Source organism: Microbacterium sp., assembly GCF_031180975.1.
Taxonomy (GTDB): Bacteria; Actinomycetota; Actinomycetes; order Actinomycetales; family Microbacteriaceae; genus Microbacterium.
In genome coordinates, this window is sequence record NZ_JAPSLI010000010.1 from 84,915 (window position 1) to 101,165 (window position 16,251).

General features: G+C 70.5%; 18 protein-coding genes. 2 read left to right on the forward strand and 16 right to left on the reverse strand.

What is annotated here, in order from left to right:
* Positions 1-14 precede the first annotated feature (14 nt).
* Both RIF65_RS13290 and RIF65_RS13295 read left to right on the forward strand, forming a co-directional pair.
* Positions 15-671: a histidine phosphatase family protein gene (locus RIF65_RS13290; RefSeq protein ID WP_309066024.1), complete on the forward strand. Its 657-nt coding sequence runs from the start codon at positions 15-17 to the stop codon at positions 669-671.
* A 72-nt stretch (positions 672-743) separates the two neighbouring features.
* Complete coding sequence (locus tag RIF65_RS13295; protein WP_309066023.1) at positions 744-2,105, forward strand: maltokinase N-terminal cap-like domain-containing protein; 1,362 nt, start codon at positions 744-746, stop codon at positions 2,103-2,105.
* Between the two features lie 9 nt (positions 2,106-2,114).
* Here the strand turns inward: RIF65_RS13295 and RIF65_RS13300 are convergent, their stop codons facing one another.
* The 16 genes from RIF65_RS13300 to RIF65_RS13375 all read right to left on the reverse strand — a co-directional run bounded on the left by RIF65_RS13300 (position 2,115) and on the right by RIF65_RS13375 (position 16,250).
* Positions 2,115-2,681, reverse strand: a complete 567-nt coding sequence (locus RIF65_RS13300) for a dihydrofolate reductase family protein (protein ID WP_309066022.1) — start codon at positions 2,679-2,681, stop codon at positions 2,115-2,117.
* 15 nt (positions 2,682-2,696) lie between these two features.
* Positions 2,697-2,933 (reverse strand): hypothetical protein, encoded by a 237-nt coding sequence (locus RIF65_RS13305; protein WP_309066021.1) that lies wholly within the window; start codon positions 2,931-2,933, stop codon positions 2,697-2,699.
* 141 nt (positions 2,934-3,074) lie between these two features.
* On the reverse strand, positions 3,075-3,224 hold the full coding sequence (locus tag RIF65_RS13310) for a hypothetical protein (protein ID WP_309066020.1): 150 nt from the start codon (positions 3,222-3,224) through the stop codon (positions 3,075-3,077).
* A gap of 94 nt (positions 3,225-3,318) precedes the next feature.
* The gene (dnaB, locus tag RIF65_RS13315; protein ID WP_309066019.1) at positions 3,319-4,692 is read right to left on the reverse strand and encodes a replicative DNA helicase; all 1,374 of its coding nucleotides are present in this window, start codon (positions 4,690-4,692) and stop codon (positions 3,319-3,321) included.
* 484 nt (positions 4,693-5,176) lie between these two features.
* On the reverse strand, positions 5,177-5,629 hold the full coding sequence (gene rplI, locus RIF65_RS13320) for a 50S ribosomal protein L9 (RefSeq protein ID WP_309066018.1): 453 nt from the start codon (positions 5,627-5,629) through the stop codon (positions 5,177-5,179).
* A gap of 11 nt (positions 5,630-5,640) precedes the next feature.
* Positions 5,641-5,895, reverse strand: a complete 255-nt coding sequence (gene rpsR / locus RIF65_RS13325; RefSeq protein ID WP_040168021.1) for a 30S ribosomal protein S18 — start codon at positions 5,893-5,895, stop codon at positions 5,641-5,643.
* 77 nt (positions 5,896-5,972) lie between these two features.
* A complete protein-coding gene (locus RIF65_RS13330) occupies positions 5,973-6,464 on the reverse strand; it encodes a single-stranded DNA-binding protein (protein WP_309066017.1) in 492 nt (163 codons plus the stop codon).
* A 6-nt stretch (positions 6,465-6,470) separates the two neighbouring features.
* Positions 6,471-6,836 (reverse strand): 30S ribosomal protein S6, encoded by a 366-nt coding sequence (gene rpsF, locus RIF65_RS13335; RefSeq protein WP_309066016.1) that lies wholly within the window; start codon positions 6,834-6,836, stop codon positions 6,471-6,473.
* Positions 6,837-6,952: 116 nt separating this feature from the next.
* Positions 6,953-8,284, reverse strand: coding sequence for a DUF6716 putative glycosyltransferase (locus RIF65_RS13340; RefSeq protein ID WP_309066015.1), 1,332 nt, complete (start codon positions 8,282-8,284; stop codon positions 6,953-6,955).
* Positions 8,281-9,153 (reverse strand): N-acetylneuraminate synthase family protein, encoded by an 873-nt coding sequence (locus tag RIF65_RS13345; protein WP_309066014.1) that lies wholly within the window; start codon positions 9,151-9,153, stop codon positions 8,281-8,283. Before RIF65_RS13345 ends, RIF65_RS13340 begins: the two co-directional genes overlap by 4 nt.
* Before the next feature lie 93 nt (positions 9,154-9,246).
* Positions 9,247-10,446, reverse strand: a complete 1,200-nt coding sequence (locus tag RIF65_RS13350) for an acylneuraminate cytidylyltransferase (protein WP_309066013.1) — start codon at positions 10,444-10,446, stop codon at positions 9,247-9,249.
* Positions 10,443-11,801 (reverse strand): polysialyltransferase family glycosyltransferase, encoded by a 1,359-nt coding sequence (locus tag RIF65_RS13355; protein ID WP_309066012.1) that lies wholly within the window; start codon positions 11,799-11,801, stop codon positions 10,443-10,445. The genes RIF65_RS13350 and RIF65_RS13355 overlap by 4 nt, the downstream gene beginning before the upstream one ends.
* Positions 11,798-12,775 carry a glycosyltransferase family 2 protein gene (locus RIF65_RS13360; protein ID WP_309066011.1) on the reverse strand — a complete coding sequence of 326 codons (978 nt, stop codon included), beginning with the start codon at positions 12,773-12,775 and terminating at the stop codon, positions 11,798-11,800. The genes RIF65_RS13355 and RIF65_RS13360 overlap by 4 nt, the downstream gene beginning before the upstream one ends.
* Positions 12,776-12,854: 79 nt before the next feature.
* Positions 12,855-14,495 (reverse strand): ABC transporter ATP-binding protein, encoded by a 1,641-nt coding sequence (locus RIF65_RS13365; protein ID WP_309066010.1) that lies wholly within the window; start codon positions 14,493-14,495, stop codon positions 12,855-12,857.
* Positions 14,488-15,348 carry a sugar phosphate isomerase/epimerase family protein gene (locus tag RIF65_RS13370; protein ID WP_309066009.1) on the reverse strand — a complete coding sequence of 287 codons (861 nt, stop codon included), beginning with the start codon at positions 15,346-15,348 and terminating at the stop codon, positions 14,488-14,490. Before RIF65_RS13370 ends, RIF65_RS13365 begins: the two co-directional genes overlap by 8 nt.
* Complete coding sequence (locus RIF65_RS13375) at positions 15,345-16,250, reverse strand: ABC transporter permease (RefSeq protein WP_309066008.1); 906 nt, start codon at positions 16,248-16,250, stop codon at positions 15,345-15,347. Before RIF65_RS13375 ends, RIF65_RS13370 begins: the two co-directional genes overlap by 4 nt.
* Position 16,251 lies beyond the last annotated feature (1 nt).

Sequence of the window (16,251 nt, forward strand, 5' to 3'; positions counted from 1 at the left end):
AGTAGCGTGGCCTGGTGGACCTTCCCGACCCGCTGCCCGACCACCCGGCCCCGGACAACCCGCAGGGCAAGCTGGTGCTGCTCCGGCACGGCGAAACGGAATGGTCGCGCACCGGCCGGCACACGGGGCGCACCGACATCCCACTCACCGCGCGCGGCGAGGATCTGGCGCGGGCCGCGGGCGAGCTGGTGCGCGACTACGACTTCGGGTTGGTGCTGAGTTCGCCGCTGCAGCGCGCCCGACGCACCGCCGAACTGGCCGGGCTCGACGCCGGTGTCGACCCGCTGCTCGTGGAGTGGGACTACGGCGGGTACGAGGGCCGCACGACCAGCGAGATCCGCGCCGAGCTCGGCTACAACTGGAGCGCATTCACGCACGGCGTGGTGCGGGGGGACACACCCGGCGAGACGGTCGAGGAGGTGGCTGCGCGCGCCTCACGGGTGCTCACCCGTGTGCTGCCTGCCATGGCGGAGGGAGATGTGGCGCTGATCGCGCACGGACACTACTTGCGCATCCTCACCGCGGTGTTCCTGCGCCAGGCTCCCCGGTTCGGCGCCATGATCACGTTGGATGCCGGGTCGGTGTCCGTACTGGGCTTCTACCGGGAGCAGCCGGCGATCCTCGCGTGGAACCACGGCCCCCGCCTGCCGCTTAAGCCGTCGGAGTCCTGAGGCAGGCCGTCGGTGTGACGACGCTCGGCCCGGCATCGACATCGCCGTTCTCCTGGCCCTACTGTCGCAGGTATGGACAGCACGTTGGCGTGTCTCACGGCGTGGATGCCGGCGCAGCGCTGGTACTCCGCGAAGGGCAGGGAGCCACAGCTGCGGCTGGTGGCCGCCTGGAGCCTGCCCGATCCGTTCGCGCAGACCGGGCAGCGCGCGGTGATCACCACGCTGCTGGTCGCCGACGAGGGTGCCCATCCCGTCGTGCTGTATCAGGTGCCCGTGGTGGCACGGCCCACCTCCACCGTGGATCCCGGGAGCGCGCACGTGGTGGGCAGCCCCGAGCCGGGTACGACGCTGTTGGACGGCCCGTTCGACCCCGCCTACGCCGAGGCGCTGCTGCGGCTGGTGACGCGGGGCGGCGAGGGCGCGGGTGAGCGGGCGACGGCGCGCGGGGTTCCGGCATCCGCTCCGCCCGAAGCGACCTACGAGGCGGCGGTGCTCGACGGCGAACAGTCGAACACGTCGATCGTGTACCGGGACGGCGCGGGCGTGCGGCCGATCATCTGCAAGGTGTTCCGGCAGCTGCATCCGGGGGTGAATCCCGACATCGAGCTGCAGACGGCGCTGGCCGCCTCAGGATCGCAGCACGTCCCGGGCGCGGTCGGGTCGGTGGCGGGCAGCTGGCCGCATCCGCAGACCGGCGAGGTGGTCGAGGGTTCGCTCGCGTTCGCGCAGGAGTTCCTTCCCGGCGTCGAGGACGCCTGGCGCGTCGCTCTGCGGGCCGCCGCCGGCGGGGAGGACTTCACGCAGCGCGCCCACGACCTGGGCACCGCGACCGCGGAGGTGCACGTGTCGCTCGCGGAGCTGTTCGGGTCGACGCCCACGACCGACGCAGAGCGTGCCGCGATCGCCGCGACGTGGCAGCGGCGGCTGTCGATCGCGGCCGAGGAGGTGCCTTCTCTGGGCGGGGTGCGGGATGCCATCGACGCGGTGTACGCCCACGCGATGGACTGCACCTGGCCGAGCCTGCAGCGCGTGCACGGGGATTACCACCTCGGGCAGGTGATCCTCATGCCCGGCCGCGGCTGGGTGCTGCTCGATTTCGAGGGCGAACCCATGCGGCCCATGGAGGAGCGCGCACTGCCAGATCTCGCCGTCCGCGACATCGCCGGCGCGCTGCGGTCGTTCGACTACATCGCCGGCACTCTCGAACTGGATTTGCCCGAACTGTCCATCGCCGCGCTGCGGGCTTGGGTGGATGCCGCCCGCGCGGCCTTCCTCGCCGGGTACGCGAAGGCGTCGGGGTCGGATCTGGGCGCGCAGCAACCGCTGCTCGACGCGCTGGAGCTGGACAAGGCCGTCTACGAGGCGATCTACGAATCGCGCAACCGGCCGGAATGGATCGGCATCCCGCTGCAGGCGATACAGCGGCTGGTGTGAGGCGGCTCGTCAGCGCCCGGGAGGTCCGTCGAGCACGGTCGGGACGTACTCGAGCAGCTGGATGCCGTTGTCGAACGTGCGCGCCTCGACGAGCTCGAGCATGACGTCGGGGTAGCCGTCGAAGATCCGGTCCAGGCCGGTCGCGCCCGTGATCACCGGGAAGAACACCACCCGGTAGCGGTCGACGAGCCCGGCGACCAGCAGGGACCGGCACAGCGCGATGCTGCCGATCGTGCGTAGCGGCCGGTCGGACTCCTCCTTCAGCCGACGCGCGTACTCGACGGCATCCGTGCGCACCAGCGTCGAGTTCTGCCAGGTGAGCGGCTCCTCGAGCGAGGACGAGAAGACGTACTTCCGGATGCCGTTCAGCACGTCCGTGCCCGGTTCGCCGCCGGCCGTCAGTGCGGACATCACCCGGTAGGTGGTGGCACCCATCAGCAGCGGGGCGTCCTTGTCGGGGTGTGCGTCCAGCCAGTCCAGGTATTCGGGGCTCTCCAGCCCCCACCACCCCGGCCAGCCCTCGGCGGCGCCGTAGCCGTCGAGCGAGCAGATGAAGTCCACGGTCAGGGTCTGCATCGGCGTCTCCTTCGATCAGGGGAGGTCCTTGACCTCGATCGGTTCGTCGCCGCCGCCGTCGTCGGCGTGGTCGGCGTTCTGGTCTACGTTGTGGGGATCCTGCTCGTCGGTGACCACACCGGTCGGCTCGCTGTCGATCACGCGGTGGCGGGTGCCGGCGGCCTCGGCCATCTGCCGGCCGGCGGTGACCGCCTCCTCCTTCGTGGCGTATCCTGCGAGAGCTCCTCCTCGCCCTCGACGCGGTTCACCCACTGCCCGCGCTTCGACATGGTGATGACGTCGCCCTGCTGGTCCATGGGACTCCTCCTTCGGTGAACGTGCCAGGGTAGGCGCGCCGGTGCGGCGAGCGTGAAGGGGGTTGCGGGGTGGAGGTGAGGATGTTCCGCGGGGTGGTCAGTACGGTGCGGCGAGTCCCTCGAACATCGGGAAGTGCTTCACGTTGCGAGTGAGCAGGCGCGCATCGAGCAGAGTGGCCGTGGCGGCGACGACGAAGTCGGCCGCATCGATGCCGGTGAAGGCCGGAAGCCAGCGTCGGCCGATCACGCCGACTCGGATAGGCGCCGACCCGAGCGGATGCCGTCCAGTCCGGTTGCCAGCGGGTGTCCCGGAGATATACCCGAGCATGCGCGAGCAGCGCTCAGTTGAAGTCCCCACCCGGCGCCATGTCGTGGAAGCGCGAGTAGTGGCCCTGGAACGCGACGGTGATGGTCGCGGTAGGGCCGTTACGGTGCTTGGCGACGATCAGGTCGGCCTCGCCCGGACGGACGTCCTTGTCGTACACCGAGTCTCGGTGCAGCAGGATCACCATGTCGGCATCCTGCTCGATCGAGCCGGACTCGCGCAGGTCGCTGATCGCGGGCTTCTTGTCCTGGCGCTGCTCGGGACCACGGTTCAGCTGCGACAGGGCGATGACGGGCACCTGCAGCTCCTTCGCGAGCAGCTTCAGCGCGCGGGAGAACTCCGACACCTCCTGCTGACGCGACTCGACGCGCTTGCCGCTCGTCATCAGCTGCAGGTAGTCGATGATGACCATCTTCAGGCCGGCGCGCTGCTTGAGGCGGCGGCACTTGGCCCGGATCTCGACGAGGGTCATGTTCGGGCTGTCGTCGATATAGAGCGGGGCGTCATTGATGCGGCCACGCGTGGAAGCCACCGTGGTCCAGTCGCGCGGGTCGAGCGTTCCCTTGCGCATGTTCTGCAGCGGGATCTGGCCCTCTGCGCTGAGCAGACGCATGGCGATCTCGCTCTTGCCCATCTCGAGCGAGAAGAAGATCGACGGGTGATTGTGGCCGATCGACGCAGCCCGCGCGAAGTCCAGCGCGAGCGTCGACTTACCCATCGCGGGCCGGGCGGCCACGACGATCATCTGACCGCCGTGCAGGCCGTTGGTCAGCTCGTCCAGCTCGCGGAAGCCGGTCGGGATGCCGGTCATCGTGCCGTCACGGCCGTTGGCCGCCTCGATCTCCTCGACGGCGGCGTCGACGGCGACGGTCAACGGGACGTAGTCCTCTGCGGTCTCCGAACCGGTCACCGAGTAGATCTCGGCCTGCGCGTTGTTGACGATGTCGGTGGCGTCGCCCTGACCCTCGTAGCCGAGCTGCACGATGCGGGTGCCGGCGTCGACGAGACGGCGCAGGATCGCCCGCTCCGACACGATGCTGGCGTAGTAGCCGGCGTTGGCGGCGGTCGGCACGATCGAGGTGAGCGTGTGCAGGTAGTCGGCACCGCCGGCTCGGCCCAGCTCGCCGGTCTTGATGAGCTCGTCGGTGACGGCGACCACGTCGGTGGGCTCGCCGTGCGAGTACAGCGAGAGGATCGCCTCGAAGATCAGCTCATGCTTCGGGATGTAGAAGTCTGCGCCCTTGAGGGTCTCGATCACGTCGGCGACGGCATCCTTCGACAGCAGCATGCCGCCCAGCGCGCTCTGCTCGGCGAGCAGGTCATGCGGCGGGGTGCGCTCCGCCGGCCGAGAGCCGCCGAGACGTTCCTGCGAGATGTCCGCGATCGACACAGTGCTCCTCCCCCTCTGCGGATGCACGCCGACGGGCGCGCGTGTCCGGATGCGACCGAAGGCGTTCCTGCCACCAGGCACAAAGAGAACCACAGGCCTCGGACATCCGGTCTCGACCACGCTAGGAGCGGGTCGCAAGCCCCGCAACAGTCCTTGTGGATAACTCTGTGGACTTCCTGCGGAGAACGCCGGAGTGTCTGTGCAGAACCCCTGTGGAGAACTCGGTGGAGAGAGTTGATTTCTGGACAGAAATAACGTCGTGAACAGGTTTTTATCCGTTCCTCACCCTGTGGACGAAAATCAGCCTCAACGAGAGATTGAAGGTTGCTCGAACGCCTTGGTCGATGTGTACAACCTGGGGAAAAGTCAAGTGCCGCGTCGCACGGGCGTTTCGCGCCCCCGCCACGGCCTGCGGAACGCAGAACACCCCCGGATCCGAAGATCCGGGGGTGTCCTGAGCGGGCACAACAGCCCGCTGTGCGACTTACTTCGCGGCGATGACCTGCAGTGTGATCACGGCGGTGACGTCCTCGTGCAGACGGATCGTCGCCTCGTGCTCGCCCACCGACTTGATCGGCGAGGTGATGTGAACCTTGCGCTTGTCGATGGAGCCCAGGTCGGCTGCGGCGACGGCGTCGGCCACGTCGGCCGGCTTCACCGAGCCGAACAGGCGGCCCTCGGCGCCGGCCTTGACGGCTAGGCGCACCTTGGTGCCCTCGAGCTTGTCCTTGAGAGCCTTCGCCTCGTCGAGGTCGTGGATGACGCGTGCCTGACGAGCAGCACGGATCTGCTCGACCTGCTTCTCGCCACCGCGGGTCCAAGCGACCGCGTAGCCCTGCGGGATGAGGAAGTTGCGGGCGTACCCGTTCTTGACCTCGATGACGTCGCCGGCGCTACCGAGCCCGGCGACCTCGTTCGTGAGAATCAGCTTTGCCATGTCGGTGCTCCTTAGCGGCCAGCGCCGGCGTAAGGCAGGAGCGCCATCTCGCGCGCGTTCTTGATCGCCTTGGCGATCAGACGCTGCTCCTGCACCGAGACACCGGTGATACGACGGGCGCGGATCTTCCCGCGCTCCGAAATGAACTTGCGAAGCGTGGCGACGTCCTTGTAGTCAATGACGCCCACGCGGATCGACTTCGCGGGAGCGGCGTTCTTCGCGCCCTTCCGCGGCTTGCGGCGGTCGCCGCTCGACTTTCCAGCCATGAGTTTTCCTTAAAGAAGATGAATGTCCGGCGCGTCTCGTCTCGGGCCCGCGGCCCTCGCTCAACGACCGGGATGAATCAGAAGGGCGTGTCGTCGCCGAAGCTGCCCGGAGTGCTCCAGGCGTCGGCGCTGGACGAACCGGGCGTCGACCACGGCTCGTCCGAGACCTGCTGCTGCGGACGCGACTGTCCGCCGCCGCCGCCGGATGCGGCCCGCGTGACCTGTGCCGTCGCGTAACGGAGCGACGGACCGATCTCGTCAACCTCGAGCTCGATCGTCGTGCGGTTGTTGCCTTCGCGGTCCTGGTAGGAACGCTGACGCAGACGGCCCTGCGCGATGACCCGCATGCCCTTGGTCAGCGAGCCCGCCACATGCTCGGCGAACTCGCGCCACACCGACGCGCGGAGGAACAGCGCTTCGCCGTCCTTCCACTCGTTGGCCTGGCGGTCGAAGGTGCGCGGCGTAGAGGCGATGGTGAAGTTCGCCACGGGCAGGCCGTTCTGCGTGTAACGCAGCTCGGGGTCCGCCGTGAGGTTGCCCACCACGGTGATGACGGTTTCGCCGGCCATGGTGCCTTAGGCCTTCGCGACCTTGGGCTTGCGGGCGGCCTTCTCCTCGGCGCGCTTGGCCTCTGCGGCCACCATCGCCTGGGCCTCCTCGGCGCGCAGCACCTTGGTGCGGAACACGAGCTCGCTCAGCTTCAGCTGGCGGTCGAGCTCCTGCGTGGCCTGGCTCGTGGCGGTGAAGTTCACGACGGCGTAGATGCCCTCGTTCTTCTTGTTGATCTCGTATGCGAAACGGCGCTTGCCCCAGATGTCGACCTTGTCGATCGAGCCACCATCGTTAGTGATGACCTTCAGGAACTTGTCGAGGTTGGGGGCAACCTGGCGCTCGTCCAGCTCGGGGGTCAGAATGACCATGAGCTCGTACTGGTGCGTCACTTACCCACCTCCTTCGGACTAGAACGGCTCCCGGGACTTTCCCGGAAGCAGGAGGGTGTGTTTGCACGTCGTCCGCCCCGACCGACGGATGCCGGAGGGCAGACAACCACGTAAGTCTACCGGATCACGGCGGCCGCAGGCGACCGGCGCCGCAGCGGCTCCGCCAGCGGACTGGGCGCCAGGGTGAAGTCGGTCCCCGCGCCTGCGGCATCCGCTCTCCTGCGCCGCTTGATCGCGAGCATCAGCCGCGCCGCGGGCGCACCGACCGCGTAGGCGAGCACGCCGCTCAGCGTGCGGTCCTCCGATCCGAGCACGCTCTTGCGGTGCCACGCCAGGTGCAGCGCACCGCCGCGCGGCCGCGGTACCGTCCGCGGGGGCAGCATCCCGCGGCGACGGAGAGCGACCAGCTGCTGCACCTGCTCCCACCAGGTCGACTCGCGCGGGTCGTGGAAGTAGTTCGCCGCGGCCCAGCGGGGGTCGGGATGCCGGAACCGCCGCGCAATCACGTCGTCGGCGCCCGCCAGCACGCCGCTGTCCTCGAACACCGGGTTCAGCAGGTCGGACCGCACCCCGAACGTGTCGAGCGCGATCACCGGCACGCCCTGCGCCATGGCCTCGATGGCGGCGGTCGAGCTGACGGTGACCAGGCCCTCGGCGGTGGCGAGGGCCTGCGACATCGGCGCGTACGAAAGCACCAGGTTCTCGGGCGCGTTCTCCAGCAGATCCGCGTAGCCGTCGCGTTCGGCGTGCGCCTCGACCTCGCCGGGGCGCGAGCGCAGCTTGATCACCACCCGTCGTCGCGGGTCGGCGACGGCGGCGAAGCGCAGGATCTCCGCGATGCGCTGCCGCTCCTCGCGCGTTCCCGGGACCAGCGCCTGCGCGGCGAAGACGAGGTCGGTGCGCTGTCCGGCATCCGCGTCCCGCGCCGCCCGCGCGAAGGGCAGGGTGGCGAGGGCGATCGGCACGTGCACGCCGATCTGGCGGCCGAGCCGGGAGTACGCCGCCACCTCGCGCCGGGAGTGCACCACCATCAGATCGCAGTGCCGGCGGTACTCCAGCGCGCCGCGCAGCGCCGGGATCGACATCCCCGGCATCCCGCTGACCACGACCGGGCGGCGGGCGAGCCGGTCGATCTCACGGCCCAGCAGCCGCACGAACGGCGCGCGCCCGGCGAGCACGACGACGTCGGGACGGTCCCTGCCCAGCCAGCCGGTGACCTCGGCGAAGGGCAGGCGGGTGACGGATGCCGGATCCTCGGCGATTCCGGTGCCGGCCAGGGCGGCATCCTTCTGCCCCTCGCTGACGGTGAGCGGCGTGCGAACCAGCAGCAGGTGTCGGCTGATGTCGGGAACCTGGTCGATGAGCGCCGCCGACCACTTCACGAACGAATCGGCGTCGGCGATCGCGACGACCCGCAGGCGCGGAGCGCGGGTGCCGGGGTACGTCATGCGCCCACGCGCCGCAGCTTGGCCATCGGCGCGAGCTCGCCGGGGTACACCCGCTTCACGCCGTCGCCGAGGGCCTCCTCGATGACGCGGATGTCGCGGACGAGACGCTCAAACCCGCCCGGCTCAAGCGAGGCGGCGTGGTCCGAGCCCCACATCGCCCGGTCGAGCGTGATGTGCCGTTCCACCGCGACCGCCCCGAGGGCGACGGCGGCGAGGGAGATCTGCAGGCCGCGCTCGTGCCCGGAGTAGCCGACCGGGATGCCGGGGTAGCGGTCGCGGAGGGTGGCGATCATCTTCAGGTTCGCCTCGCCGGGCTCCATCGGGTACGTGGAGGTGGCGTGCATGACGATCGTGCGGTCCGTGCCGAGGGTGTCGAGGGCGCGGTCGATCTGGTCCATGGTCGACATGCCGGTGGAGAGGATGACCGGCTTGCCGGTCGCCCGCAGCGCCTCGAGCAGTTCGGTATCCGTGAGGCCGGCCGAGGCGACCTTGTGCGCGACGACGTTCAGGTCCTCCAGGAAGTCCACGCTCGGCACATCCCAGGGGGAGGCGAACCAGTGCAGTCCGGCGAGCGTGGCGTAGTCGCCGATCTCGATGTACTGGTCGCGGTCGAACTCAACGCGGCGGCGGTAGTCGAGGTAGCTCATGGTGCCCCACGGCGTCTCGCGGGGCACGTCGCGCATGTGCTCGGGGGTCGCGATCTCGGGCGTGCGCTTCTGGAACTTGACGGCGTCGGCGCCGGCCTCCCTGGCGACGTCGATGAGCCGCTTGGCGATCTCGACGTCCCCGTTGTGGTTCAGGCCGATCTCGGCGATGACATAGGTGGGACGGCCTCCGCCGATCACGCGGCTTCCAATGCTGACGGTCATGGCTACTGGTCTACGTGCGGGGGGTGAATCCCCGGCGTCGGGAGGGTGACCGGGCGGCGACCAGTGCGTTCGAATCGCGTGAAGCGCTGTCGATCAGTCGGCTTCGGAACCGTGTGCATGATTCGAAGCGGCCAGGATGCGCTCGATCACCTCGCGCACCGCGCCGTCTCCGCCTCGGCGGGTGAGGACGACGCGGGAGGCGGCCTTCACGGCGGGGTGCGCGTTCGCGACGGCGACCGGCCAGCCGACAATGCCGAGCGCGCCGAGGTCGTTCACGTCGTTGCCGACGTAGGCGATGTCGGCGAGCGGGATGCCGTGCTCCTCGGCCCACGCGGCGAGCGCGGCGGCCTTGTCGTCGACGCCGTGCAGCACCGGCACCCGCAGCTTCTCGGCCCGGCGGGCGACGACCGGGTTCTGCTCGGTGGAGAGGATGAGCATCGGGATGCCGGCGCGGCGCAGCCGCGCGACGCCCATGCCGTCGTCTCGGCTCACCCGCACCGATTCGCGGCCTTCGCTGTCGACCGTCGCGGTGTCGTCGGTGTGCACGCCATCGAAGTCGGTGACGAGAGCGGATGCCGGGATCGGCGCGCCCTCGGACGTCGCCGCCGCGAGCAGTCCGGCCAGGGTCAGCTGCTCCTCGTCATCGATCTCGATCGCCGAGCTCTCGGGCACCTCGACGATGCCGATCCGCCCGAAGAAGCGGTGCCCGGCACGGCGGAAGCCGTCCGCGCCGAACACGTAGAAGGCGCCTGTTTCAAGATGGTGCGGCTCGCGGTCCTGCCGACGGGGCCGGTGGGACGGGTCGTGGTTGATGCCGTGCGCGAGGCCGCCGGCATCCGCCCGCCACAGGAACCCGTAGGTCGCGACGGCCGAGAACGCGCTGTCGTACCGGCCGGACCGCACGCCGTCGGCGGCCTCGGCGATCGCGGTGGACGGGATGAACGGCGAGGTCGCCTGCACGAACACGACGGTGTCGACGCGGATGCCGTCGGCCTCGAGCACGTCCAGCGCATGCAGCAGCGCGCCCTCGGACGACGCGGTGTCGCCGGCGAGCTCGGGCGGGCGCTCGACGATGCGGGCCCCGGCTCCGCGCGCGGCGGCGGCGATCTCGGGATCGTCGGTCGTCACCACGACGAGGTCGACGCCCTCCGCCAGGGTGGCGGCGCGCACGGCGCGCTCGATGAGCGGCACTCCGCCGACCCTGCGCAGGTTCTTGCGGGGGACGCCCTTCGATCCGCCGCGGGCGGGGATGATCGCCGCGGTCAGGCCTGCCTGCGGGTCGGTGCCGCTCATCGCCCCGTGACCGCCTTCCAGGTGCGGCGCACGCGGCGGCGCGCGGCCTGCGCGGTGAGCGCGAACTCGTCGAGCCGCCCGATGCCGCCGCCGGATGCCAGCACGCGCCCGATGCGGGTGGGCGGCGGCGCGCCGGGCAGACCGAGCGCCCTCAGCCGGTCGGCGGGCACGAGCCGTTCGCGCTCGGCGGCGGACAGCCCGGACAGGAAGTCCTCGGCTCGAGGACGCAGGTGCCCGACGATCCGGGGCTGCATGGCGTAGCCGACGGTGTCGACGAGGTGCTGCATCCGCCCCGGCGCAGTGAACGCGTCGCCGGGCCGGGTGAGCGCGTCGACGATCGTCGCCGGGATGCGGTTGCTGTTCTCGTACGGTTGCAGGCGGCGCAGCACGGTGTCGAGGCCGACGCCGTGGATGCGGGTGCCGTAGAGGGCGCTGAGGGTCGGCAGGGCCGTGGAGAACACGGCGACCGCGTCGGTCGCGCGCAGCCGGTGGGCGACGTACTCGGCGGGCTGGTCGCCGGTGTACACGGCGAACGCGACCCCGCGCTCGTCGGCGCGTCGCCGCAGGGCGGCGGTGAGCGCCGGCGGGGCGGACGGGTGCGGTTTGAAGACGACGCGCCGCGCTCCGGCATCCGCCGCCGTGTCGATCATCGCGGTCTGCATCGCGCTCTCCTCGGCCGCGGAGACGAGCCCGAGCGCGGCGAGGTACTGGCCGATGACGAGAGCTGTCGGCGCGCCGTCGGCGGCCAGCGCGTCGAGGGCGGCATCCGGCCGGGCGTCGCCCACCTCGTGGAGGACGGCGGCGAACGCGGCGGGCGGCACCGGCACCCGGGCGGCACCCGTCTCGGCGAACACGAGCGGCTGGACGCCGGGGACGACGTCGGGGTGGATCACGCGCTCCACCCGCTCGGTGATCAGTCGCGGCAGGCGGTCGCGGATCGGCGAGTAGGTCATGAGCCCGTCGCCGATCACCCCGAGCCGTGCCAGCGAGAACAGCGCCATGAGTGTGCGGGCGGGGGCGACCTGAGGCGACTGCACGAACAGCTCGACGTCGGTCTCGTCGATGCCCCAGGCGCGGGTGAAGAGCCGCTCCAGCATCGGCAGGTCCTGCGGCTCGGGATGCCACGCGGTCGGATGCCGCGGGTCGATGAGCGGGTTGAGCGCCTCGACCGCGTCGAAGCGGGTGTGCAGGGGCGCGAACCGCGCTGCGCCGATGTCGACGGCGGTCTCCGGCACCGCCGCGGTGTTCATCGTGACCAGGATGCGCCGCTGCGGTGCGCCGAGCAGCCCGGCGTCGATCGCGGCGGCGGCGGTCATCAGTCCGTAGCCGCTGTGCAGGGCGAAGATCTGGATCATGCGTGGCCCGCCTGTCGCAGCACACGGGCGAGCACCCGGCGGCGAGGGCCGCCGAGTCGCGCGATGGCGGTGCGGGTCTGGTCGTCGGGAAGGCGGGCGAGCAGACCCCGGATGCCGGCTCGCAGCTCGCGCCGCACGGCGGGGTGCATGCGGCGGGCGCGCACGAGGTGGTGCGAGCTCAGCGCGAGCGCCGTGAAGACGGCCTTGGGGAGGTACCGCTCGGACTCGGCGTGCGCCTCGACGATGTCGAGCACCTCGCCGAGAGCGCGGGTGAAGTGCAGCTGGCGGCGGTCGAGGGTCCGCGAGAGGGAGTCGGACAGCCCGCGGCGGTAGAGCAGGTGCGGCGCGTCGACCACGGCGAACGAGGACGCGTGCAGGTGCAGCCGCCAGATCCACGGCCGGTCCTCGGCGGTGAACAGCCCGTCGCTGAAGCCGGCGAGCCCCCGGTCAAGCACGCGGCGGTGCAGCATTCCCGCCCACGCGAACGGGTAGTCGACCATGCTCTTGTCGTCGACGGGGAGGATCGCCGCGCGGGGGTCGGCGACCACCCCGCGCCGCGTGAACGGCGCCCGCACCAGGCGGCGCTCCGCGCGTTTCACGGTGACGTGGTCGGTGCGCACGAAGTCGCAGTCCAGCTCGCGCAGCGCGGCGGCGAGCACGGTCAACCGGCCCGGCTGCATCCAGTCGTCGCCGTCCACGAAGCAGAACGCGTCGCCCTCGACGTGCGCGAGACCCTGGTTGCGGGCGGTGGCGAGGCCCCGCGGCTCGGCGTTGCGGAGCACCTCGGCGTGGTCGAAGCGCTCGGCGTACTGCCGCATGATCTCGCCCGTGGCATCCGTCGAGCCGTCGTCGATGGCGACGAGCTTCACGGCGGAGGGGTCGTCGAACTGCCGGGTGAGGGTCTCGAGGGTCGTCCCGATGAAGGCACCGGCGTCCTTCGCCGGGAGGATGACGGTGACGACGGGTTCGGGCACCGGGTCATGGTGCAGGCGCCGGATTGCCGGTGCGAGACGGCGAGGTGAACGGGGGGTGTCGGATGCGCCGGCCGGCGGCTCAGGCGGCGCGCCGTTCGCGCTGCAGCACCGGGTCGGGCACAGGCGCGGCGGCGACCAGCCTCTGCGTGTACGGCATCTGCGGGCGCGTGAGGACGTCGCGCGCGTCGCCCTGCTCGACGATCTTGCCCTGCTGCAGGACGACGACGCTCTCGGAGAGCAGTTCGACGACCGCCAGATCGTGGCTGATGAACAGGCAGGAGAATCCGAGCCGCTGCTGGAGCTCCTGAAAGATCTCGAGCACCGCCGCCTGCACGGACACGTCCAGAGCGGACGTGGGCTCGTCGGCGATCAGCAGCGACGGCTCGAGCGCGATCGCCCGCGCGATCCCCACGCGCTGACGCTGACCGCCGGACAGCTCGTGGGGGAACCGCGACGCCCATGCGGCGGGGAGCTCCACCTGCTCCAGCAGCTCCTGCACGCGCTTGCGCCGGCCTGCCGCGCCCATCCCGCGCCGGTGCACGACGAGCGGCTCGGCGATCGATTCGCCGATCGTCACCCGCGGGTTCAGAGAGGATGCCGGGTCTTGGAAGACCATGCCGTAGCGCGCCCGCGCCCTCGCCAACGCGGGCCCCTGCAGCTGCGTCACGTCGGTGCCGTCGATGGTGATGCGCCCGGTCTCGGCCCGGAGCAGGCCGACGACGGCCTTCCCGATCGTGGACTTGCCCGATCCGGATTCACCGACCAGGCCCACGACCTTGCCGGCGGGCACCTGGAAGCTCACGCCTTCCACGGCGAGGAACCCGGGGCGACGCCAGGAACCGGGGTAGCGGATGTGCAGATCGTCCACGACGAGCGCCGCCGGAACCTCCTGCCCATCCTCCGCGGGCTTCGCGGGCTCGGTGACCATCAGCGCCGGCTTGGGGACGGCGTCGAGCAGCCGGCGGGTGTAGTCGTCCTGGGGCGCGGCGAAGAGCGAGAAGACGTCGGCGGATTCCACGACCTCGCCGTCCTTCATGACGACGACGCGATCCGCCATCTCGGCGACGACGCCCATGTCGTGCGTGATGAGCAGGATCGACATTCCTCGCGACTTCTGCAACGAGCGCAGAAGCCGCAGGATCTCGGCCTGAACGGTGACGTCGAGCGCTGTCGTGGGTTCATCGGCGATCAGCATCCGGGGCGAGCCGGAGATCGCCATGGCGATCATGGCCCGCTGTCGCTGGCCTCCGGAGAGCTGGTGCGGATAGGCCGACACGCGCCGCTCGGGCTCTGGGATCCCGACCTCCCTGAGGAGTTCGACGACGCGATCCATCGCCTGGGCCCGGGTGAGGCGCTCGTGCAGACGCAGGGCGTCCGAGATCTGCTTGCCGATCGTGTAGACCGGATTGAACGCGGTCATCGGCTCCTGGAACACGACGCCGATCTCGCCGCCGCGAAGCTGCCGCAGGCGGTCGGGTCGTACGGCGATGAGGTCCTCGTCGCCGAAGCGGATGCTGCCGCGCCGCACGGCGCTCTTCGGCAGCAGGTCGAGGATCGCCATCGCCGACACCGACTTCCCGGATCCTGACTCGCCGACGAGCGCAAGAGTCTCGCCCTCTTGGATGTCGAAGTCGATGCCGTGGGTGACGAACGTCGTCTCCCCCTCCTTCGTGAACCCCACACGGAGGTCTTCCACGGTCAGCAGCGTCTTGTCAGGCATTGGTCGTCTCCTCGATCTCCTCGAGCGCCGCCCGCAGGTTGCGCGTCCCCTCAATGCACACCTCGCGCGATCCTCCGAGATCCCGCCAGGTGTGCGTGCGCGTGGCCATAGCGGACAGCTCTACCGGGAAGTGCTCGTACACGAGCAGGTCGTCGTATCCGACATCCCGCAATGCGCGGAAGACCTCCCGCCAGGGCACCTGACCGGTGCCTGGGATCCCCCGGTTGCTCTCGACCGCGTGGAAGTGGCCGAGCAGCGGGCCGACGCGGCGGATCGCCTCGGGGGTGTCGGCCTCCTCGATGTTCATGTGCCAGGTGTCCAGCTGGACGCGGACAGCCGGCGAGCCGACCTGCTCGACCAGGGCGATGGCGTCGTCGGCCGAGTTGAGGAAGTACCCGGAGTACCGGCTGACCGGCTCGACGGTCAGCATCACACCGGCATCCTCGGCGGCGGGGGCGACTGCTCGGAGCGCTGCCACACTGCGGTCCCACTCCTGCGGCGTTCGAGCCCGCCCGACGAACGCGCCGTTCGCCGAGTGCAGCCCGCCGCACACCTTTCGGGCGCCGAGCGCCTCGGCGATGGCGATGCAGCGCCGCAGGTGCTCCACTCCGGCGCGCCGGACGGCGGTGTCCTCGCTGATGGTGTTCCGCTCTACGGGGAGCGCCACCCTCAGCACGACGTCGAGCCCCGAATCATCGAGCGCAGCGCGGATCGCCGGCACCGGGAACGCCTCGGGCGTTCCGACGTTGATCTCGATCGCGTCCATCCCGAGCTCGGCGACGGTCCTCACCGTCTCCGCCGGGCGGTCGGCGATGTCGTGCACGAACATCTGACTGTGCGCCCCGAACCTCATCGCAGCTTCCTCCCGATCGTCACCCTCGCGGTCTGGATGGGCTCGGTGCGGGCGAACGCCACGGGCCGATCCCGGCGGGACCGACGGCGCCGGGGATCGAGCGAACGCTCCAGCGCGTCGGCGAGCACCGAGAACGCGAGCACCGTGGCGACCACGATGCCGCCCGCGACGAACAGCAGCAGCGGCGAGCGTGTCATCAGCGCCTGCCCCTCCGCGATCATGCCGCCCCAGCTCGGCGCCGGCGGCACGACCCCGAGGCCGAGGAAGCTCAGGCCGGAGGACAGCAGCAGCGACGCCGCGAGCGTCAGCGACAGCTGCACGAGGACCGGCGCCATCACGCCGGGCAGGATGACGCGGGAGAGGATCCGCGGGCGCGGGGTGCCGATCACTGTGCTCGCCTGCACGTACTCGAGGTTCTTCAGGGTGAGCACCTCGCCGTACACGATCCGGGCGAAGGCGGGTGCGAACAGGATGCCCATGGTGACGATGAGGGTGAGCGCACCCGGGCCGACCATCGTGACGATCATCAGGGCGAAGACGATCGGCGGGAACGCCAGGACCACTTCGATGGAGCGCATGGAGAGAAGGTTGACGATCCCGCGACTGCTGCCGCCGATCAGCCCGATCGTGACGCCGAGGGCCGCCGCCAGTGCGGCGGCTCCGAACGAGACGAGCAGGTCGATGCGCGCGCCGTGGATCAGCCGCGAGAAGACGTCGCGTCCGAACTGGTCAGTGCCGAGCACGTGCATGCCGCTCGGCGAGGCGAGCCGTTCGGGGCTCTGGGCGGTCGGGTCGAAGGGGGCGACCAGGGGTGCCAGCACGGCGAGCAGCACCAGCACGGCGAGGAAGAGGGCGGCGATCAGCACGCCGGGCGAGCGGAGTTCTCGGAGAAAGGCCGACATG